The following is a 20,154-nucleotide window of genomic DNA, read 5'->3' on the forward strand; positions in this document are numbered from 1 at the left end:
GCCGTCGTCGGCCGGCCCCGGCGCGCATGGATCGGCGCCGGGGCGGGCAGCGGGTGCCTGAGGATCGACGGTCGATCCGAGGAGAGGGACGTCGTGCGACGACACCGCAGCAAGCTGGCCGCGCTCGGGCTCGCGATCGGGCTGGGGCTGACCGGCTGTGCCGGTGGAGGCGAGGACGGCGGCGACTCGGGTGATGACAACCCGGGCGTCTCGGAGAACGAGAACGAGCAGAACGAGAACGAGGGCGGCGACTCGGGCGACGACGACTCGGGCGGATCCGGCGAGAACGAGCAGGACGAGAACGAGCCCGACGAGAACGAACCCGACGAGGACGACAACGGCAGCTGAGCTGCCGCTGTCGTCCTCGCCTCAGACGGTCTCGGGGACCCGGAGCTGCGCGAGGACGAGCTCGAACGTGGCCACCTCGACGAGCTCGGCCCCCATGGCGCGGGTGAAGTCGCGTCGGAGTTCGGTGGCCCGGTCGAGGGAGGCCTGCATGGCGTCGCGGCTGTCGTAGGTGACGGCGGTGGTGCTGCGTCCGTCGTCGTGGTTGGTGAGCATGCTGACCGAGCAGAAGCCGGGCAGGTCCTCGAGCCGCGGGACGATGCTCATGCCGAAGGCGTCCACCATGCCGTCGAGGTGCTGGGGGCGGTTGCGCATCCAGGTGACGCGGGTGCAGGCGCCGGGGTGGGTCGGGTGCAGCCGGTGGAGGACGTCGATGGTCCAGGCGTCGACGGTGGCCGGTCCGCCGAGGACGTCGGCGGCGCGGGCGCGCATGGCCTTCACCTCGGCGGCGCTGCGCTGGAGGGCCGTCGTGTCCTCCCAGGCGCTGGTGACGATGCACCGTCCGGAGTGCCGGTCGGCGAGCATCGACAGGCCGATGAAGCCGTCCATGCCCATGACGGCGGGCAGCACCCGGTCGCTGACGTAGTGGATGCCCTTGTCCAGGTTCTGCGGATTCCCCTGGATGGTGGTGGAGCGCGCGCGCATACCGAGTCCCCCTCGCAAGCGGGCGAGCCACGGACGGCGTCGCCGCAGACATGACTGTCCTCGCCGACGGGCAGTTTGGGAACTGATCCGGTCGCGGCGGTCGGCTCAGCAGCGCATCGGGTCCGGCGGCGCCATGTCGTCGAGCCAAGGCGGTTCGGGTTCCGCCCCGCACCATAAGCCGGGCGGATCGGTGGTGCGGGACACCCCCGACGGCGTGCGGACGACGAGTCGTCCGTCGTCGAGCATCTCGAGGTGCCAGCCGGGGGCGAAGGTCTTGATCCGGTGGTGCCTGCGGCACAGGCAGCAGAGGTTCTCGCACGTCGTGGCCCCGCCTTCGGAGTGGGCGACGACGTGGTCGAGGTCGAGCCGCCCGGGCCGACGCCGGCATCCGGGCATCCGGCAGTGCCGGTCACGCACCTCGACGAATCGCCGCTGCGCCCCCGTTGGCTGGTAACCGGCGGTGGCCGCAGGCGGGCACAGGCCACGGGCTCGCCCGCCTCGTTCGAGTTCCTGTTCGGTCGCGACGGCGATGAGCCGGCCGGTCGCCGGGTCGCCGACAGCGATCCGGATCGAGCCACCGGCGGGGGCGGATTCGATGCCGAGGATGTCCAGGTGGCGGAGTAGTTCGCGGCACTGGGCGGCGGTGACCACCTCACCGGCGACCTCCGCTGCGGACTGCGGGCCGTCCGCAGCGTCGTTCAGGGACGACAGCGGTGCGTGGATGACGAGCTGCGCGGTGACCGGCGGTCGGGACGTGTCCCACGGGCGGAGGATCAGGTCGGCTGCGACGGCGGCTCGAATGACGCCGATCGGTCGCACATCGCCGTCGGCCCGGAGCAGCTGGGCGTACTGGTCGATGGCATCGACGCAGGCGGCTGCCTGGGGGAGCGGCAGGTCGATGAGGACGCGGCTCATGCCGTCGCCGGTCGGCTGGGAGACGACGTCGGAGCGTCGAACGGCTTCCTTGCGCCGCTGATCGAGGGCTGCGGCGTCGAGTTTGGCGAGGAGTCGGCGCACCCGCTGCCGCAGGAGGGGGACGGTGAGCTTCTCGGCGGCCGGGAGGATCAGCTGCTCGATCTGCTGCACGACGGCCAGCCGCACCGGTCCGAGGAGGTCGAGGAGGGCACGCGCCTTGGGCACGTCGAGCCGGCCCGCGTACAGCTCACTCCAGGTGCCGCGCAGCTTCGTCGTCAGCTGGATCGACTCGACGGCAAGAATCTCGGCTTCGGCCTCCGAGCAGTTCCGGAGGAGCGCGAGTTCGGGGACGAAGGTCTCCGACACCTCGGCGAGTGCGGGGTGGCGGCGCAGGCGCGAGTCGTGCCCCGGTCCGCCGCGCTTGCCGAACGCCGCGTCACGCTGGATGTGGCGCCGACGGGCCAGTGCGGCGATGGCGGCGGCACGCTCGGCGGCGTACCGCGCGGCGCGGGCGTCGGCGGCCCAGATGTCGGCGATCAGTTCGATGTCGCTGGCCGAAGGCTCCAGGTCCTCGGGCGTGACGAGGATCAGCACGCCGTCGTCCGGCGGTAGCTCCCCGATGTCCATAACCGCAGGCTAGAGGCGGGGTACGACAGTTCTGGGGCGTCAGTCGAACGGGTTGGTGAGGACCGATCGTGCTTGGAGGACGTCGAAGGTGACGGGTGGTCCGTCGGTGGTGGTGGTGCCGGGGACGTCGGCTGGTGCGCTGCCGTTGACGGTGAAGGTGGCGCCCCAGGTGACGGTGAGGTGCGCGGTGTAGGTGCCTGATCGGTAGTCGTGCTCGATGGTGTGGTCGGGGTACGGGCGCCCGGGGTCGGTGGTGACGATCTGGCCGGTGGCGTCGCCGGTGTGCCAGGTGAACTGTTCGGCGGCGGCGACGATGGTGACGGTGAAGCCGCGGATGTCGAGCGTGAAGGTCTGAGTGGTGGGGGAGTCGGTGTAGAAGATCACCGGCAGCCCCGCGAGGCCATCACCCGGCGGCTGGTGCTGAGTGACCAGCGTCGGCAGGGGTAGCCGCTGGAAGTAGGTGAAGACCTCTTCCCCCGACGGCGGCGGGTTCAACGGTGTGATGTCGATGCACCCTTGACGCACGTCTTCCCAAGTCCCGACCGGCGTTCCCGGTGCGAGTCCAGGAACCACCTCTATAACGGCCGTCCCGTCGATGCGAACCACGGGCCGTCGTTGGACGACCAAGTATTCAACAACTTGACCGGGTTGTTCCGGACACTGACGGAAATCGCTCGGAGAGCAGGCGCCCTCTCGCTCGTCCGACAGGACGCAGAGGTGACGTAGGCGCCACATGTAATCGCTGGCTTCGCTAGGGCTCTGCGCCACAAGGCCCGTCACCGCCGGGCCTGTGTAGCCGACCGATGCTGCACCGTTGCCGAGGTTGGTGTCCGGGCAGCGGTCGTAGCCGCAGGCTTCCGCCGGGGAGAAGTGGCCCAGGGTGAGACCGACGAGCGTGGCAACTAAAAGTAGGCGTCTCATCCCAGGTCAAATCCCTGGATCAGCCACGTCTGATCCTCGCCCGACCAGCGCATGGTGATACCGGAACTCAACTTCGTCGCGGCGGGCTGACCGGAGTCGACGGGCACCCCGGACGCGTCCAAGCGCCGTACCGCGGACTGGCTAGCGAGAAAGCTGATAGTGACTTCGTCTCCGACCAGCGTGGGCTGAGCCATGTCATCGATAGTTATGGCGCCACCGTCATATTGGATGCCGGCCGCCGCCGCCTCGTCATAGTTCTGCGCGATTCGTTGACAGTTCTGACACTCCGGGCCCAGGTCGCGCAGTGATCGACCGTCGGGAACTGACCGCTGGCGGTTCAGCAGGTCGATCCAGTACTGCAGAAAGGCCTCGGCGCCGGCAGCATCCTTGGTCCGCGCCTCGTCAGGGACGGGGAAGTCGGCCGGGCCGACGAGCGGCAGGGACTCCGTCGTCTCGGCGGCCGTCGTCGGGAGCGTGTCGCTGGCTTCCTGCTTCTCCGAGCAGCCGCTCAGCACCGCCGTCGCGACGAGGGCAGCGAGCACGGTGCGGCGAAGTCCCCGAAGATCACGCACCGCCGCAGACTACGCAGCCACCGGCATCGACGGTTCCGTATCTGTGGACAGCGAGCCGCCTCCCGCCGGATCGGGTGAACGCCCACAGATACCCCGGGCGCAGAATGCGGTGGAGGCGACCGCATCCGGGACGCCGGGACGGGGGAGTACGTGACCGCGGTCGAGCAGAGTCCTTTCGACACCAGCGGCATCGAGGTCGGCGCGGACGGCATCAAGCGCTACACGGGCCTGACGGCGAACGTCGTCACGCTGCTGCAGGAGACCGTCGAGCGCCACGGTGACCGGACGGCGATCATCGAGCTCGGCGGCCCGTCCATCACCTACGCCGACCTCTGGCACCGCGCCCGCCGCGTCGCCGGAGGCCTTCGCGCAGCAGGCGTCAACCCCGGCGACCGCGTCGCGATCAGCCTCGGCAACGGGCTGGACTGGGTGCTCGCCTTCTGGGGCGGCCACCTCGCCGGCGCCGTCGTCGTCCCGATGAACACGCGCCTCTCCGCGACCGAGGTCGACTACATACTCACCGACTGCGGAGCCGCGTACGTCGTCAAGCCGGGCGAGCCGCTGCCCGACGGCGAGCCGGTCGACCTGCCGGAACCGCAGCGCAGCGACGTCGCCGGGCTCTTCTACACGAGCGGCACCACCGGCCGGCCCAAGGGCGCGATGGTCACCCACGAGAACTTCGTGACCACCGTCGAGAGCGTCGTCCGCTGCCGAGAGCTGCCCCGCCACCCCGACCAGGCCACGCTCATCTCGGTGCCGCTGTTCCACGTCACCGGCTGCTGCTCCCAGTTCATGACGCAGATCGCGCTCGGCGGCACGTCGGTGGTCATGCCGCGGTTCGAGCCGGCCGCCTTCCTCGCCGCCATCCCCGAGCACCGCATCACGCTGGTCACCACCGTCCCGACCATCTACGAGCTGGCCCTGCGGCACCCGTCCTTCGCCACCACCGACGTCTCCTCCGTCCGCACCCTCAGCTACGGCGGCGCCCCGATGGCGCCGGAGCTGGTGCACCGGCTGCTCGAGGCCTTCCCGACGGCGCGGCTCGGCAACGGGTTCGGGCTGTCGGAGACGACGGCGATGGCCACCTTCCTGCCGCACGAGTACGCGGCGACGCACGCCGACGCGGTCGGCTTCCCGACCCCGGTGAACGACGTGAAGCTGCACCGCCCCGACCCGGTCACCGGGGTGGGGGAGCTGCTGGTGCGCGGACCGAACGTCGTCGCCGGCTACTGGGGCGCCCCGGAGAAGACGGCGGAGACGATCGTCGACGGGTGGCTGCACACCGGCGACCTGGCGACCATCACCGACGGCATCGTGCGCATCGTCGACCGGGCCAAGGACATGATCAACCGCGGCGGCGAGAACGTGTACTCGGTCGAGGTCGAGAACGCCCTCGCCGAGCACCCGGACATCGTCGAGGTCGCGGTGGTCGGCGTCCCCGACCCGGTGATGGGGGAGAAGGTCGGCGCCGTCGTCCTTCCCCGGCCCGGTGCCGACGTCGACGGGCTCATCCCGTCGATGTGCTCGTTCGCCCGCGAGCGGCTGGCCGACTTCAAGACCCCGCAGTTCATCCGCGTCATCGACGGGCCGCTGCCGCGCAACGCCGGTGGCAAGGTCCTGAAGACGGCGCTGCGCGACGCCGGCGGCTGGACCGAGGTGCCCCGGCTCCGCTAGGGAACGTCGACCAGCGGGACGACGCTGCCCGCGGCGGCCAGGTGCAGGCTCCACGCGCCGTCGTCCAGGAGTTCGCGCAGTGCCTCGACCCAGGCCTCGTCGTCCGGCGTCGGGGAACCGGAGCCCGGCCGGCACAGGGCCAGCGCGAGGTGGCCGCGGCCGCCGAGCTGGCCGGTGAGGACCGACTCGTGCAGCTGGCGCACGTCGACCAGCAGCGCCACGTCGGGCACGCGGGGGACGTCCTCGACCGGGATGACCATCGGCTCCTGACGACCGTCGGAGGCGAACCAGGTCAGCACCAGGCTGCGGGCCGCGAATTCCGGCGGATCGAGCAGCGCGGACCAGCGCGAGGTGAGCTCGGCTGCGGAGCGGACGGGGACTTCGGCGAGGGCAGGCGTCGTCATGGCGGTCACCGTGTCAGCTCGCGGGGACGGCCGTGGGCGTTGTCCACAGGCGTGGCAGCCGCAGGTGCGCGGGGGGCGGACCTCAGAGCCGGCTGATCGTGGCGTCGTCCTCGGCGCCGCCGAAGTAGTGGTCGAGCACCTCGCGGAAGACCGGCTCATCGGACGCGCGCGCGAACAGCGTCATCGACGAGCGCAGCTTCACGGCGTCGATCGACCCCATCACGGCGACCGGGTCGTCGACGTCCAGGGCGGTGAGCGCACGCGCGCACTCGACGAGCCGCCGGCCGAGCACCGGGTGCGCCAGGTAGGCGCGGGCCTCGTCGAGGTCGGCGATCGCGAACCGCTGCGCCATGCCGCTGCGGCCGAGCCCGGCGATCTGCGGGAAGACGAACCACATCCAGTGCGTGCGCTTGCTCCCCGCGCGCAGCTCGGCGAGGGCCTGGTCGTAGGTGTCGCGCTGGGCGTCGACGAATCGCTGCAGGGGATCGGTCACCCCGCCAGCGTGCCGCACGCCCGAGGGCGCGGCCGACCCCGGCCAGGCACATGACGGAGCTGTGTCATCTGCCGCCGGAGCGGCGTGACGGCGACCGCGGCGGGCAGGGGAGCGGTGCAGGTGCACCGACCCGAGGAGAACTCATGCGCACGACCACCCGGCTGCTCGCCGGCACCGCTCTCGCCGTCGGGCTCGGGCTCACCGGCTGCGGCGCCGAGGGCCCGACCGACACCACCAAGAGCCAGGTCGGTGAGGAGGAGGTCGGCGGACCCGACCACGTCGACGGCGGTGAGGAGGATCCCGACGGCGTCGACCCCGGCACCGGCGGCATCGACGACGACGACACCGGCTGAGCCGTGTGAGATCCCCGACTGCCCCGATCGGGCCGACGACTGCCGATGGGGGAAGGGAGGCGGCGGATCCTTCGCTACTCCCGTCGCCGGGGGGATCGGAACGGCATGGCTCGACATCAGCGGATCGGCAACGCCCTGGCGGTGCTCGGCGGCGCTCGCCCCGACCTCCTGGCGGCCACGCCGGGAGCGCGTCCCAAGTTCGTGGCGCTGGGCGGCGTCCTGCTGAGCACCGGCGGCCTCGCCGTCCTGTCCGCGGCGTTCGCCGTGCACATGGCGATCGGCGTCTGGTGGCCGTTCGCGCTGCTGCTGGGCATCGGCTGGGGCGCGGTCATCGTGAACCTGGACCGGATGCTGCTGGTCGGGATGGCGCACGACGCCTCGCTCAAGCGGAACGTGGCGCTGGCCGTGCCGCGGGTGGGGCTGGCCCTGATCCTCGGCGTCGTCGTCGCGACGCCCCTGACGCTGCAGATCTTCCACAAGGAGATCGACACCGAGATCGTGATGATGCAGGCCGAGGCGGCGGACACCTACCGCCAGGGCCTGGCATCGGACGCCCGCTTCGCCGGGCTGCCGGAGCTCGAGGAGAAGATCGCCACAGAGCGGTCGATCGTGGCCAGTGGTGGCCGCACCGACCCGCAGCTGTCCGTCGTCCAGGGCACGGTGGCGGCCAAGCAGGCCGCCTACGAGCAGGCGGCGTCGACCTCGCGGGACCTCGAGACGCGCGCCCAGTGCGAGCTGGACGGCACCTGCGGCACCGGTGAGGCCGGCACCGGGACGGCGTACCAGTCGGCCCGCGCCAACGCCGACGCGCAGTCCGCGGCGGTCGCCGCGGCCAAGGCGGAGCTGGAGACGGCGTTGGCGGCGGCATCGGACGCGCAGGAGCGCAGCGCCGCCCAGGCCGCCGCTTCCCTGGTCGCCGACGAGGCCGACTTCGAGCGGCTGACGGCGGAGCAGGACCGGCTGCAGGCCGCGTTCGACTCGGCCAACGAGGGCTCGGGCGGCATCCTGCTGCGCCTGGAGGCCCTGGACCGGCTGAGCGACGAGAACGCCACGCTGTGGGCGGCGAAGACGATGCTCTCGCTGCTGTTCATGTGCATCGAGCTGCTGCCGGTGATCATGAAGCTGCTGCTGAACTTCGGCCCGCCGAGCGCCTACGACAAGCTCGCCGCGATCCGGGACGACAGCGACGTCGTGGTGGAGGAGCTGCAGCAGGAGTCGCGCCGGATCGTCGCCGAGGCGCAGGAGGAGCTGCTGGTCCTGGCCGAGAAGGAGCGGGTCGACCGGCAGAAGGAGGCCATCCTGGCGCGTCGCCGGGCGACGCTGGCGGCGGCTGCCGCGCAGACCGTGGCCGTGCCGTCCGAGGCACCGGCCGCCGAGCCGGTCGTCGAGCGCCGTCCGGTCTGGGACACCGGCCCGATCATCGGCCTGGCGCGCGAGGCCGCGGCCCGCACCGTGCGCACCGTCCGCCGGAAGCCGTCGGACCGGGTCCCGACGTCGGTCTGACGGCACGGGCACAGTCCCTCCAACGGGGGTGACCGTGCCGCACGACGCCGCGGGCGCTGAAGTTCGGCAGGCGACGAGCCGACGTCATGCCCATGCGGATCAGTCGGATGGCCCCCGAGCTGGCCACCCCTCGGATGGCCGCCCGCACGGCCGGACTGCTCACCGCACTGGGTGGCGTCGCCGGTGTCGGGTTGCTCCTCGGCACGCCCGGTGGGCTGGACCAGCTGCACCCGGCCGTCGCCGCCCTCGGGCCGGTCACCACCGCGGTGGGGCTGGCCGTCATGCGCTGGGGCCACCGGGTGCCCCGCGGCTTCTTCCAGGCGCTGCTCGCCGTCGGTCCGGCCGGCCTCGGCGTGTTCGCGCACAGCGCGCCGACGGTGAGCGGCGCGGTGGCCGTGCTGTCACTGATGGCCTTCGCCTCGATGAACTCCTTCCTGCTCTTCCCGCTCCTGTGGGCCTTCGGCTACCTCGTCGAGCTGCTGGCCATCGGCGCCGCGGTCGTCGTCCTGCGGGGTGACGTGGCCGCCGGGACGGCCCTCGTGGTCGCCGTCCTCGTCGTCGGCTCGGCGGGCGCCGTCGCCGTGCTCGCGCGGCGCGCGGCCAGCGCCGGCGAGGACGCGCTGACCGACCTGGTGAACCGACGCGGGTTCGACGAGGCGCTGGACGCCGCGGTACGGATCGCCCTGCGCAGCGGCGAACCGCTGTCCGCAGCCCTGTTCGACCTGGACCACTTCAAGGCCGTCAACGACGCCTTGGGGCACGCCGCGGGCGACGAGATGCTGCGAAGGGTGGCGCGCACCCTCGTGCCGCTGCTGCCGCGTGCCGCCGTCCTCGCCCGGCACGGTGGCGACGAGTTCTCCCTGCTCCTGCCCGGTTACGACGGCGAGCGGGCACTGCGCTGCGCCGAGCGGCTGCGTGCGGCCCTGCCGGGGATCGGCACGTCCGTCGGGGTCGCGGAGTACGAGCTGGGCGACTCGCCCTCGGACCTCATGCGGCGGGCCGACGCCGCGCTGTACCGCGTGAAGTCGTTCGGCCGCGGGCGCACCGAGCTCGATGCCGGTGGGCACAGCCCGCTGGCCCGGGACTTCGCCGCCGCTCTCGCCGGTGGCGACGCGGGAGGGCTCTCGGTGCACTTGCAGCCGATCGTGACCCCGGCCGACGGCGCCGTCGTGGGCGTCGAGGCGCTCGTGCGCTGGAACCACGCCGTCCGCGGCCCGGTGTCGCCGGGGGAGTTCGTGCCGGTCGCCGAGCGAGAGGGCCTGATCGGCGGGCTCGGCGCCTTCGTGTGGGCGGCCGCCTGCCGGGACGCCCGGACCCTGTGCGAGGCGACGGGACGCACGCTGTTCCTGACCGTCAACGCGTCGGGGCTGGAGCTGGACGACCCGGGGTTCCCCGACCGGGTGCTGGCTGTGCTGGCAGAAACCGGCTGGCCGGCGGAGCGGACCGTCGTCGAGGTGACCGAGAGCCTCGTGGAGGCGGAGACGGCGCGGTCGGTCGAGGCGCTGCACGTGCTGCGGGCGCACGGCCTGCGGGTGGCGATCGACGACTTCGGCACCGGCTACTCGGCGCTGGCCAGGCTGGACACCCTGCCGACGGACTACCTGAAGCTCGACAACTCCTTCGTCTCGGCGATCACGACCTCGAGCCGGCGGGCCCGACTGCTGCGCAGCGTCATGGCGCTGGCCGACGCGCTGGACCTGATCCTGATCGCCGAGGGCGTGGAGACCGAGGACCAGGCGCGGGCGCTGAGCACGCTGGGCTGCCCGCTCGCGCAGGGCTACCTCTTCGGCCGGCCGCAGCCGGTGGGCGAGCTGGTGACGGAGCTCACGCCGGTGGCCGGCGTCGTTCCCTCGCTGTCCTGTCCTGCGACGGCGGCATCGGCTAGACAGTTCTCATGACCGAGGTGACGACGGCGACCGGTGGCGGCATGCTCTCCCGCGAGGACATGGACGCCGCCCGCGAGCGGCTGCCCATCGTGTACGTCGACGTGATCCCGGTGCGGGTGGACGAGCACGGCGCCGTCACCGCCGTCGGACTGCTGCTGCGGGCCGGCGAGGACGGGCAGATCAAGCGGGCCCTGGTCTCGGGTCGGGTGCTGTACCACGAGCGGGTGCGCGCGGCGCTGCTGCGGCACATGGAGAAGGACCTCGGCCCGCTGGCGCTGCCGCGGATCCCGCCGGCGCCGCAGCCGTTCACCGTCGCCGAGTACTTCCCGACGCCAGGCGTGACGCCGTTCCACGACCCGCGGCAGCACGCGGTGTCGCTGGCCTACGTCGTGCCGGTGGAGGGTGATTGCGCTCCGCAGCAGGACGCGCTGGAACTCACCTGGTTCTCGCCGGACGAGGCGCGGGACCCCGCCGTGCTCGCGGAGCTGATGAACGGGCAGAGCACCCTGCTGCTGCAGGCCCTGGCCCACCTCGGCGTCTGACGGGCCGCTGACCGCCCGCCACCGCGGTCAGGTCAGGAAGCCGCGCAGCAGCGCCGCCGTACCGGCCAGGTGCTCGGCCATGGTCGTGCGGGCGCCGGCCGGGTCGCCGGCGAGGATGGCGCCGACGATCGCCGCGTGCTGGCGGTCGGAGTGCTCGATGTTGGGGGCGAGCAGCGGGATCGCGTCGAGCAGCTCGTTGACCCGCGACCGGATGTCGACGACCGCCGTCGTCAGGGACGGGGAGCCGGCCACCTCCGCGATGGCCAGGTGCAGCCGGGAGTCCAGGCGCCGGTAGTCCGCCGGTCCGGCGCCGGTGCACTCGGCCAGCCGGGTGGCGAGGTGCTCCCGGTCGGCGCGGGTCAGCGACCGGGCGGCGGCGGCCTCGGCCGCGCCGCACTCGAGCACCGAGCGGAAGGCCAGGACGTCGTCGAGATCGGCGGCGGACCGGCCACCGGCAGCGGGCCCGGAGCCCGGCGGCGGGGCGGCCACGACGAACGTGCCGCCGTAGCGGCCGCGCCGGGACTCCAGGTACCCGGCGGTCTGCAGGGTGGCCAGCGCCTCGCGCAGCGTCGCCCGGCTCACCCCGAGGCGGGCGGCGAGCTCGCGCCCCGGAGGAAGCCGCCCGCCGGGGGCGACGACGCCGAGCCGGAGGGTGGACAGCAGCCGCTCCACGGTCTCCTCGAAGGCGTTGCCACCGCGGATCGGGCGGAACAGCGCCTCGTCCGCGCCGTGCAGGGCCGGCTCTCGATCTACAGGGCCGTGCACCGCCAGGGTCCGCACGAAATCAGTCGCCGGCGAGCTCGGCCTCCGCCCTTCCGACCGCCTCGAACTCCTCCTCCGGGGCGTTGGCCACCAGGCGGTGCCGGCTGTAGAACCAGAAGTAGGCCAGCGCCGCCACGAAGATCGCCGCGGTGATGCCGGCCGCCTGCACGTCGACGAAGAACGTCGCCACGACGGCGGCCGCGGCGAGCACGAGCGCGGTGCCGGTGGTGACGATCCCGCCGGGCGTGCGGTACGGCCGGGGGAGGTCGGGCTCCCGCCGCCGCAGCACGATGTGCGCCAGCGTCATGAGCACGTAGGACACCGTCGCGCCGAACACCGCGATGTTGATCAGCAGGGCGCCGTCCTGGGTGATCGCGGCGAGCAGGAAGCCGATCGTCCCGGGCACGATCAGCGCCAGGTACGGCGTCCGGCGGGAGCCGGTGCGGGACAGCCAGCGCGGCAGGTAGCCGGCCCGCGACAGCGCGAACAGCTGGCGGGAGTAGGCGAAGACGATGGAGAAGAAGCTCGCCACCAGCCCGGCCAGGCCCGCGTAGTTGACGACGTCGGCCATCCACGTGTTGCCGCCGTAGGCGGCGCGCAGGGCCTCGGGCAGCGGGTTGTCGGACTCGGCGATCGCCGAGGCGCCCGCGCCGCCGGGCGCAGTGAGCAGCATGAGTGCCGCGAAGACCAGCAGCACCATCATCGCCGCGATGATCCCGCGGGGCATGTCCCGCTTCGGGTCGCGCGACTCCTCGGCGGCCAGCGGCACGCCCTCGACGGCCAGGAAGAACCAGATGCCGTAGACGAAGGCGGCGATCACGCCGGCGAAGCCGAAGGGGAGGAAGTCGCTGGCGCCGGCGGCGGTGGTCGGCTCGATGTCGAAGAGGTTCGACGGGCTGAACTGCGGGATCATCCCGACGACGAACACCGCCAGCGCGACGACGGCGATGGCGGTGATGCCGAACATGAGCTTCAGTGCCTCGCCGACGCCGTACAGGTGCACGCCGACGAAGAGCGCGTAGCAGACGAGGTAGACCGGCCAGCTGTTGGTCAGCCCGAAGAGGCCCAGCGCCTCGACGTAGCCACCGATGAACGTGACGATCGCGGCCGGGGCGATGACGTACTCGATGAGGATCGCCGTGCCGGTGGCGAAGCCGGCGAGCGGGCCCATGGCCCGGCGGGCGAACCCGTAGCCGGCGCCGGCGACCGGCAGCGCCGAGGCGAGCTCGGCCAGGCCGAACACCATGGCCGTGTACATGATCGCCATCAGCACGGTGGCGATGAGCAGGCCGCCCCACCCGCCCTCGGCGAGGCCGAAGTTCCAGCCCGCGAAGTCACCGGAGATGACGTAGGCGACCCCGAGCCCGGCGAGCAGCACCCACCCGGCGGCACCGGTCTTGAGCTGGCGCTGCCGCAGGTAGTCCGCGCCCATCTGCTCGTACTCGGCACCGTGCACGTGGCGGCGATCGGCCATGGACTCTCCCGGCTGCAGGCCCGCCGGCGGCGGGCAATGGGGCTCGAGTGGACCTTTGGAGCGGATGCGTGGCCGGAAGCGTGGTGGGCGGCCCCGTCGCTGTCAAGGGCCGTCGCGACGAGCGTTGACGCCGGACCCACCCGCGCTGTTCCATGCACTCCTATTGGGCTGCTACTGGCCCGTTGCAGGCTGCCGCCGTTCCCGTGACGGCGACACCTCCCGAGGAGGCGACGTGGAGCGACCCCCGGCACCGCTGACGGTCGAGGAGCTGACCGGACTGATCGAGCGCGGAGACATCGACACCGTGCTCGTGGCCATGACCGACATGCAGGGGCGGCTCCAGGGCAAGCGCTGCGGCGCCCGGTTCTTCCTGGAGGAGGTGCTGGCGCACGGCGCCGAGGCGTGCAACTACCTGCTCGCCGTGGACGTCGAGATGAACACCGTCGAGGGCTACGCCATGACCTCCTGGGAGACCGGGTACGGCGACTTCGCCCTGCGCCCGGACCTCAGCACGCTGCGGCTGGTGCCGTGGCACCCCGGGACGGCGCTGGTCCTGTGCGACGTCCTGTGGCTCGACGACCGGCCGGTCGATCCCTCGCCCCGCCAGGTGCTGCAGCGGCAGCTGGACCGGCTGGCCGAGCGCGGCCTGACCGCCCACGTCGGCACGGAGCTGGAGTTCTTCGCCTTCGCCACGACCTACGAGGAGGCGTGGCGGCGTGGCTACCGCGACCTGGAGCCGGCGAACCAGTACAACGTCGACTACTCGTTGATCGGCACCGGCCGGATCGACGGGCTGCTGCGCGGCATCGCCCGCGGGATGACCGGCGCGGGGCTCTACGTCGAGTCGGTCAAGGGCGAGTGCAACCTCGGCCAGCACGAGATCGCCTTCCGCTACAGCGACGCCCTCTCCACCTGCGACAACCACGTCGTCTACAAGACCGGCGCCAAGGAGATCGCGGCGCAGCAGGGCATGAGCCTGAGCTTCATGGCGAAGTACGACCAGCGGGAGGGCAACTCCTGCCACATCCACCTGAGCCTGCGCGGCGAGGACGGCCGGTCGGCGATGGCCGGCGACGGGCCGCACGGGTTCAGCCCGCTGATGGAGCACTTCCTGGCCGGCCAGCTGGCCTGCCTGGCGGAGATGACGGCGTTCCTCGCGCCCAACATCAACTCCTACAAGCGGTTCGCCGAGGGCAGCTTCGCGCCGACCGCGGTGGCCTGGGGCGTGGACAACCGGACCTGCGCGTTGCGCGTCGTCGGGCACGGCGAGTCGCTGCGGTTCGAGAACCGGCTGCCCGGCGGCGACGTCAACCCCTACCTGGCCGTGGCGGCGCTGATCGCCGCCGGACTGCACGGGGTGGACCACGAGCTGCCGCTGGAGGAGCCGGTGACCGGCAACGCCTACACCTCGGGCAAGCCGCGGGTCCCCTCGACGCTGCGCGACGCGGCCGACCTGCTCGAGCGCAGCGAGGTGGCCCGCACGGCGTTCGGCGCGGAGGTCGTGGACCACTACGTCAACGCCGCTCGGGTCGAGGTCACCGCCTTCGACGCCGCCGTGACCGACTGGGAGCGGGTGCGTGGCTTCGAACGTCTCTGAGCCCCGGAGCCGCCGGCCGCGGATCGGGGTGACCACCTACCTCGTGCCCGCCCGGCACGGGGTGTGGGACCACGAGGCGGCGCTCGTCCCACGGACCTACGTCGACGTCGTCGTCCGGGCCGGCGGCACCCCGCTGCTGCTGCCACCGCTGCCGGAGGTGGACCCCGACGTGCTGGCGGTGCTCGACGGGCTGGTGCTCAGCGGCGGGGGCGACGTCGACCCGGCGCGCTACGGCGCCGAACCGCACCCGCGGACCGGCGGCACCTCCGCCGTCCGGGACACCGCCGAGGAGACGCTGCTGCACGCGGCGCTGGCCGCCGACGTGCCGGTGCTCGGGGTGTGCCGCGGCATGCAGGTGCTCAACGTGGCGCTGGGCGGCACGCTGGTGCAGCACCTGCCGGAGGTGACCGGGCACGAGGGGCACCGGCCGGCGCCGGCGACGTTCGGGCGCACCCGGGTGCGGCTCGACCCCGGCAGCCTGATCGGCGGCCTGCTCGGCGACGACGTCGAGGTGGAGTGCTACCACCACCAGGCGGTGGGGGAGCTCGCACCGGACCTGGTGCCCGTCGGTCGCGCCGAGGACGGCACAGTGGAGGCCGTGGAGCTGCGCGGGCCGCGCTTCGCCGTCGGGGTGCAGTGGCATCCCGAGCAGACCGGCGACGACCTGCGCCTGTTCCGCAGCCTGGTCGACGCCGCTTACGCCTGATCCCGTACCGAGGAGCGACCGCGTGACGAGCACGATCCAGCTGGTGAACCCGGCCGACGAGCAGCCGCTGCAGGAGGTGGAGCTGACCTCGGCGGAGGGCGCCGACGCGGCGATCGCCCGGGCGTCGGCCGCGCACGCCGCGTGGCGGGCGGTGGCGCCGGCCGACCGGGCGCGGCTGCTGCGCCGCTTCGCGGCCGCGGTGGACGCCGACGTCGAGCACCTCGCGTCGCTGGAGGTGCGCAACAGCGGGCACCCGATCGGCGCCGCCCGGTGGGAGGCCGGGCACGTGCGGGACGTGCTCCAGTACTACGCCGCGGCGCCGGAGCGGCTGTTCGGCCGGCAGATCCCGGTGGCCGGCGGGGTCGACGTGACCTTCCAGGAGCCGCTGGGCGTGGTGGGCGTCATCGCGCCGTGGAACTTCCCGATGCCGATCTCGGTGTGGGGCTTCGCGCCGGCGCTGGCCGCGGGCAACTGCGTGCTGCTCAAGCCGGCCGAGGCGACCCCGCTGACCGCGCTCCGCCTCGGGGAGCTCGCCGTGGAGGCCGGGCTGCCCGAGGGCGCGTTCACGGTGCTGCCGGGCAGGGGGTCGGTGGTGGGGCAGCGGTTCGTCGACCACCCCGCAGTGCGCAAGGTGACCTTCACCGGGTCGACGGCGGTGGGCAAGCAGGTGATGGCCGGCTGCGCGGCGCAGGTGAAGCGGGTGACGCTGGAGCTCGGCGGCAAGAGCGCCAACATCGTGTTCGCCGACGCGGATCTCGAGAAGGCGGCGGCGACCGCGCCGTCCGGGGTGTTCGACAACGCGGGGCAGGACTGCTGTGCGCGGTCGCGGATCCTGGTGCAGCGGTCGGTGTTCGACCGGTTCCTGGAGCTGATGGAGCCGGCGGTGACCGGTCTGCGCGTGGGGGACCCGGCCGACCCGGCGACGGAGATGGGGCCGCTGATCTCGGCGGCGCACCGCGAGAAGGTCGCGTCCTACGTGCCCGACGACGCGCGCGTCGCCTACCGGGGGAGCGCGCCGTCCGGCCCGGGTTTCTGGTTCCCGCCGACGGTGCTGACCCCCGATCCCGGTGACCGGGTGCTGCGGGAGGAGGTGTTCGGCCCGGTGGTCGCCGTCGTGCCCTTCGACGACGAGGACGACGCCGTGCGGATGGCCAACGACTCCGAGTACGGGCTGTCGGGGTCGATCTGGACGCGGGATGTCGGCCGGGCCTTCCGGGTGTCGCGCGGGGTGGAGGCCGGGAACCTGTCGGTCAACTCGCACTCGTCGGTGCGCTACGCGACGCCGTTCGGCGGCTTCAAGCAGTCGGGTCTGGGCCGGGAGCTCGGCCCCGACGCGCTGGCCGCGTTCACCGAGACCAAGAACGTCTTTCTCAGCACGGAGGAGTCCTGATGCAGCGTCTGGAAGGCCGGGTCGCGGTGATCACCGGCGGCGGGAGCGGGATCGGGCTCGCCTCGGCGCGCAGGCTGGCGTCGGAGGGGGCGCGGGTCGTCGTCGGTGACGTCGACGAGGCGGCCGGCACGGCCGCGGCCGAGGAGGTCGGCGGCCTGTTCGTGCGCACCGACGTGACCAGCGAGGCCGAGGTCGCGGCGCTGTTCGCCGCGGCGCACGACACCTATGGCTCGGTGGACGTCGCGTTCAACAACGCCGGCATCTCGCCGCCGGACGACGACTCGATCCTGGAGACCGGGTTGGACGCCTGGTGGCGGGTGCAGCAGGTGAACCTGACCTCGGTGTTCCTGTGCTGCCGGACGGCGATCCCGTACATGCAGCGCCAGGGCAAGGGCTCGATCATCAACACCGCGTCGTTCGTGGCCGTGATGGGCGCGGCGACGTCGCAGATCTCCTACAGCGCCTCCAAGGGCGGGGTGCTGTCGATGAGCCGGGAGCTCGGCGTGCAGTTCGCCCGCGAGGGCATCCGGGTCAACGCGCTGTGCCCGGGGCCGGTGAACACCCCGCTGCTGCAGGAGCTGTTCGCCTCCGACCCGGCCCGGGCCGCCCGCCGCCTGGTGCACGTGCCGCTGGGCCGCTTCGCCGAGCCGGAGGAGATCGCCGCGGCGGTCGCGTTCCTCGCCAGCGACGACTCGTCGTTCATAACCGCGTCGACGTTCCTCGTGGACGGCGGGATCTCCGGCGCCTACGTCACGCCGGAGTAGTCGCGGCCGCCCCGGACCTCCCGTGATCGGTGCCCGGCTCAGGACGGCGCGGCCGCGGCCGGCCGGGCCTGCCACCGGGTGACCAGTGGCGGCACCAGCTCGGCACCGGCGGCGCCGATCGCGGCGGAGCCGAGCACCACCGACCACGACAGCGGGTCCAGCGGGGTGCAGCCGAAGAACTGGCTGAGCCCGGGGGTCTGCACGATGGCGACCAGGATGGCGAGCGAGCCGGCCACGGTGACCAGCACCAGCGGGCTGCGGCGCCCCATCCAGGCGGTCTGCGCCAGCTGGGTGGCGATCAGCGCGGCCAGGCCCATGGTGCTCGCCCGTCCGGGCAGGATCGGGCTGGCCAAGCCGGCGGCCCAACCGACCGTCGCACCGGCCGCCGTCGCCGCCCCCCGCACCACCACCATCCGGCGGACGGCGTCGGTGAAACCGCGGTGCGGGCCGGCCCGCAGCACGGCCGCGAGCGGGTGCCCGGCGAGCGGCCCGTCGTCCTCGGGGTCCTGTACCCGCCGGGGCGCGGCCACCGCGACGGCCAGGGCCGGGAACATGTCGGTGAGCAGGTTCACCAGCAGCAGCTGGCGGGTGCCCAGCGGTGCGCGGCCGCCGACGGCCGTGCCGAGCACGGTGAAGGCCACCTCACCCGCGTTGCCGCCGACCAGGATCGACACGGCGTCGCGGACGCGCGACCACATGGCCCGGCCCTCGGCGATCGCGTCGACCAGGCGGGTGAGGTCCAGGTCGGTGAGCACCAGGTCGGCCGCGGTGCGCGCGGCCGGCGACTCGGCCCCCTCGACCCCCACGCCGACGTCGGCCAGCCGGATCGCCGCGGCGTCGTTCACCCCGTCGCCGGTCATGGCGAGCGTCGCGCCGGCCTTGCGCAGCGCCGACACGAGCAGAACCTTCTGCTCGGGGGAGAGCCGCGCGAACACGGCGGTGTCGGCGACCATCCGGGCCCGCTCGGCGTCCGAGGCCTTGGCCAGCTTGGCGCCGGTGACCACCCGGTCGGCGTCGGGGATCCCGGCCTCGGCGGCTATCGCGCGCGCCGTCTCGGGGTGGTCGCCGGTGGCCACGACCACCCGGACGCCGGCGGCCCGCAGCTGCTCGACGGCGCGCACCGTGGACTCGCGCAGCGTGTCGGCCAGCCCGACGAGCCCGCGGAAGGTCAGCCCGTCGGCCGCCTCGTCGAGCACCTCGGGCACGCCGTCGACTCCTCGGTCGGCGACGGCGAGCACCCGCAGCCCGGTGCCGGCCAGTTCCTTCACGCGGTCGCGCACGTCGGGGGCGTCGGCGCAGCGGCGGAGCACGACCTCGGGCGCGCCCTTGACCAGCAGGCGGCCGTCGCGGACGGCGACGGAGAAGCCACGGCCCGCCGCGAACGCCAGGCTCGCGTCCGGTGGGCCGTCCCAGGCGTCGCCGGCCGCGTCGAGGACGGCGCGGTCGGTCTCGTGCGACCGGTCGTCGCCGTTGCCCATGCCGGCGGCGGCCAGGCGGAGCAGCTCGTCCTCGCCGGTGTCGCCGTCAGGAAGCAGCCGGGCGACGCGCAGCCGGTTCTCCGTGAGCGTGCCGGTCTTGTCGAAGCAGACGGTGTCGACCCGGCCGAGCGCCTCGAGCACCCGTGCGCTGCGCACCACCGCGCCCCGGCGCGACAGCCGGCGGGCCGCGGCCTGCTGGGCGACGGTCGCGACCAGCGGCAGCCCCTCGGGGACGGCGGCGACCGCGATGGCCACCCCGGAGGCCACCGACTCCCGCAGCGGTCGGCGCCACAGCACGCTCAGCGCGGTGACGGCCGCGCCGCCGGCGAGGGTGACCGGCAGGACGGACCGGGTGAGCTCGCCCAGCCGGGCCTGCACGCCGGCCGGGGGAGCCGCGCCCCCGGCGGCGCGTGCGGCGCGCCCGGCCTGGGTCGCCTGGCCGACCGCGACGACCACGGCCCGGCCGCGGCCGGCCACCACCGTGGTGCCGTCGAAGAGCATGCAGGTGCGGTCGGCGACCTCGGCTCCGGGCGTCGCGGGCAGCGACTTGGCGACCGACAGCGACTCGCCGGTGAGGCCGGACTCGTCGACCTCCAGGTCCTCGGCCTCCAGCAGCCGGGCGTCGGCGGCCACGACGTCCCCGGCCTCCACGAGGACGACGTCGCCGAGCCGGATCGCGGTCGCGGGCACCTCCTCGGAGCCGCCGTCGGTCTCGCGGCGCACGCAGCTGTCCTGCTCGAGCAGCAGCTCCTCCAGCGCCGTCTCCGCGCGCAGCCGCTGCAGCCCGCTGACGAGCGCGTTGATGATCGTGACGCTGCCGACCAGGATCGCGTCGGTGGCGTCGCCGAGCACGGCGGTCGCCGCCGCTCCGGTGGCGAGGACGGGGGTCAGGGGGTCGGCGAGCTCGGCGGCGACCGTGCGGGCGAACCGGACCGGGCCGGAGACGACGGGGAGTTGCCCGACCCGGTGCGCCGCGGCGGTCAGGCGGGTGGGCGGCTGCTCGTCCTCGCCGGGCAGGTCGGCCAGCCGGCGCAGGACGTCGTCGGGTTCGAGCGCATGCCAGGGGGTGTGCACGGTGGGGGCGATGGCTCTTATACACATCT

19 protein-coding genes are annotated in these 20,154 nt (G+C 73.3%); 10 read left to right on the plus strand and 9 right to left on the minus strand.

The genetic code is table 11. The features are described from left to right. Nucleotides 1-93: 93 nt before the first annotated feature. Nucleotides 94-348, plus strand: coding sequence for a hypothetical protein (locus C5508_RS08955; protein WP_104524600.1), 255 nt, complete (start codon nt 94-96; stop codon nt 346-348). Nucleotides 349-369: 21 nt separating this feature from the next. On the opposite strand, the gene C5508_RS08960 is transcribed toward C5508_RS08955, so the two are convergent. The 4 genes from C5508_RS08960 to C5508_RS08975 form a co-directional block, all read right to left on the minus strand. After that, nucleotides 370-990 carry a hypothetical protein gene (locus C5508_RS08960; protein ID WP_104524601.1) on the minus strand — a complete coding sequence of 207 codons (621 nt, stop codon included), beginning with the start codon at nt 988-990 and terminating at the stop codon, nt 370-372. A gap of 105 nt (nt 991-1,095) precedes the next feature. Next, a complete protein-coding gene (locus tag C5508_RS08965; protein ID WP_104524602.1) occupies nt 1,096-2,532 on the minus strand; it encodes an HNH endonuclease signature motif containing protein in 1,437 nt (478 codons plus the stop codon). A 39-nt stretch (nt 2,533-2,571) separates the two neighbouring features. Further along, entirely contained in the window at nt 2,572-3,027 is a 456-nt protein-coding gene (locus C5508_RS20280) for a hypothetical protein (protein WP_232797018.1), read from the minus strand. A gap of 422 nt (nt 3,028-3,449) precedes the next feature. After that, nucleotides 3,450-4,025, minus strand: coding sequence for a DUF6318 family protein (locus C5508_RS08975; protein ID WP_157944045.1), 576 nt, complete (start codon nt 4,023-4,025; stop codon nt 3,450-3,452). Nucleotides 4,026-4,175: 150 nt separating this feature from the next. Here C5508_RS08975 and C5508_RS08980 point away from each other — a divergent pair, with 150 nt between their 5' ends. Further along, complete coding sequence (locus C5508_RS08980; protein ID WP_104524605.1) at nt 4,176-5,699, plus strand: class I adenylate-forming enzyme family protein; 1,524 nt, start codon at nt 4,176-4,178, stop codon at nt 5,697-5,699. Here the strand turns inward: C5508_RS08980 and C5508_RS08985 are convergent. Together C5508_RS08985 and C5508_RS08990 are read right to left on the minus strand one after the other, a co-directional pair. After that, on the minus strand, nt 5,696-6,103 hold the full coding sequence (locus C5508_RS08985) for a hypothetical protein (protein WP_104524618.1): 408 nt from the start codon (nt 6,101-6,103) through the stop codon (nt 5,696-5,698). The genes C5508_RS08980 and C5508_RS08985 overlap by 4 nt on opposite strands. Nucleotides 6,104-6,185: 82 nt before the next feature. Next, nucleotides 6,186-6,596 (minus strand): DUF1810 domain-containing protein, encoded by a 411-nt coding sequence (locus C5508_RS08990; RefSeq protein WP_104524606.1) that lies wholly within the window; start codon nt 6,594-6,596, stop codon nt 6,186-6,188. 143 nt (nt 6,597-6,739) lie between these two features. On the opposite strand from C5508_RS08990, the gene C5508_RS08995 reads away from it, so the two are divergent. From C5508_RS08995 to C5508_RS09010, 4 genes are all read left to right on the plus strand, one after another. After that, the gene (locus tag C5508_RS08995; RefSeq protein ID WP_104524607.1) at nt 6,740-6,949 is read left to right on the plus strand and encodes a hypothetical protein; all 210 of its coding nucleotides are present in this window, start codon (nt 6,740-6,742) and stop codon (nt 6,947-6,949) included. Nucleotides 6,950-7,054: 105 nt separating this feature from the next. Continuing rightward, entirely contained in the window at nt 7,055-8,452 is a 1,398-nt protein-coding gene (locus C5508_RS09000; protein WP_104524608.1) for a DUF4407 domain-containing protein, read from the plus strand. Nucleotides 8,453-8,538: 86 nt separating this feature from the next. Continuing rightward, the gene (locus tag C5508_RS09005; protein WP_104524609.1) at nt 8,539-10,350 is read left to right on the plus strand and encodes a putative bifunctional diguanylate cyclase/phosphodiesterase; all 1,812 of its coding nucleotides are present in this window, start codon (nt 8,539-8,541) and stop codon (nt 10,348-10,350) included. Continuing rightward, on the plus strand, nt 10,347-10,880 hold the full coding sequence (locus C5508_RS09010) for an NUDIX hydrolase family protein (RefSeq protein ID WP_104524610.1): 534 nt from the start codon (nt 10,347-10,349) through the stop codon (nt 10,878-10,880). The genes C5508_RS09005 and C5508_RS09010 overlap by 4 nt, the downstream gene beginning before the upstream one ends. Nucleotides 10,881-10,907: 27 nt before the next feature. On the opposite strand, the gene C5508_RS09015 is transcribed toward C5508_RS09010, so the two are convergent. Then, the gene (locus C5508_RS09015) at nt 10,908-11,660 is read right to left on the minus strand and encodes a FadR/GntR family transcriptional regulator (protein ID WP_198597979.1); all 753 of its coding nucleotides are present in this window, start codon (nt 11,658-11,660) and stop codon (nt 10,908-10,910) included. Between the two features lie 4 nt (nt 11,661-11,664). Next, nucleotides 11,665-13,116, minus strand: a complete 1,452-nt coding sequence (eat, locus tag C5508_RS09020; protein WP_104524611.1) for an ethanolamine permease — start codon at nt 13,114-13,116, stop codon at nt 11,665-11,667. 232 nt (nt 13,117-13,348) lie between these two features. Between eat and C5508_RS09025 the strand changes: the two genes are divergently transcribed. From C5508_RS09025 to C5508_RS09040, 4 genes are read left to right on the plus strand one after another with little or no spacing between them, the layout of a single operon-like run. Next, complete coding sequence (locus C5508_RS09025; protein WP_104524612.1) at nt 13,349-14,713, plus strand: glutamine synthetase family protein; 1,365 nt, start codon at nt 13,349-13,351, stop codon at nt 14,711-14,713. A 28-nt stretch (nt 14,714-14,741) separates the two neighbouring features. Beyond that, entirely contained in the window at nt 14,742-15,419 is a 678-nt protein-coding gene (locus C5508_RS09030) for a gamma-glutamyl-gamma-aminobutyrate hydrolase family protein (protein WP_198597981.1), read from the plus strand. A gap of 22 nt (nt 15,420-15,441) precedes the next feature. Further along, complete coding sequence (locus C5508_RS09035; protein WP_104524614.1) at nt 15,442-16,809, plus strand: aldehyde dehydrogenase family protein; 1,368 nt, start codon at nt 15,442-15,444, stop codon at nt 16,807-16,809. Continuing rightward, nucleotides 16,809-17,573 (plus strand): 3-oxoacyl-ACP reductase, encoded by a 765-nt coding sequence (locus tag C5508_RS09040; protein WP_104524615.1) that lies wholly within the window; start codon nt 16,809-16,811, stop codon nt 17,571-17,573. The genes C5508_RS09035 and C5508_RS09040 overlap by 1 nt, the downstream gene beginning before the upstream one ends. Before the next feature lie 38 nt (nt 17,574-17,611). Here the strand turns inward: C5508_RS09040 and C5508_RS09045 are convergent. Then, the coding region (locus C5508_RS09045) for a cation-translocating P-type ATPase (protein WP_157944046.1) at nt 17,612-20,154 on the minus strand (2,543 nt) is incomplete at its 5' end.

The organism is Blastococcus atacamensis (assembly GCF_002938425.1).
Lineage (GTDB): Bacteria > Actinomycetota > Actinomycetes > Mycobacteriales > Geodermatophilaceae > Blastococcus > Blastococcus atacamensis.

What these genes read in the sequence shown, in the direction of transcription:
- C5508_RS08960 (WP_104524601.1), bottom strand. Translation starts at nt 990, where the DNA reads ATGCGCGCGCGCTCCACCACCATCCAGGGGAATCCGCAGAACCTGGAC.
- C5508_RS08965 (WP_104524602.1), bottom strand. Translation starts at nt 2,532, where the DNA reads ATGGACATCGGGGAGCTACCGCCGGACGACGGCGTGCTGATCCTCGTC.
- C5508_RS08985 (WP_104524618.1), bottom strand. Translation starts at nt 6,103, where the DNA reads ATGACGACGCCTGCCCTCGCCGAAGTCCCCGTCCGCTCCGCAGCCGAG.
- C5508_RS08995 (WP_104524607.1), top strand. Translation starts at nt 6,740, where the DNA reads ATGCGCACGACCACCCGGCTGCTCGCCGGCACCGCTCTCGCCGTCGGG.
- C5508_RS09000 (WP_104524608.1), top strand. Translation starts at nt 7,055, where the DNA reads ATGGCTCGACATCAGCGGATCGGCAACGCCCTGGCGGTGCTCGGCGGC.
- C5508_RS09005 (WP_104524609.1), top strand. Translation starts at nt 8,539, where the DNA reads ATGCCCATGCGGATCAGTCGGATGGCCCCCGAGCTGGCCACCCCTCGG.
- C5508_RS09010 (WP_104524610.1), top strand. Translation starts at nt 10,347, where the DNA reads ATGACCGAGGTGACGACGGCGACCGGTGGCGGCATGCTCTCCCGCGAG.
- eat (WP_104524611.1), bottom strand. Translation starts at nt 13,116, where the DNA reads ATGGCCGATCGCCGCCACGTGCACGGTGCCGAGTACGAGCAGATGGGC.
- C5508_RS09040 (WP_104524615.1), top strand. Translation starts at nt 16,809, where the DNA reads ATGCAGCGTCTGGAAGGCCGGGTCGCGGTGATCACCGGCGGCGGGAGC.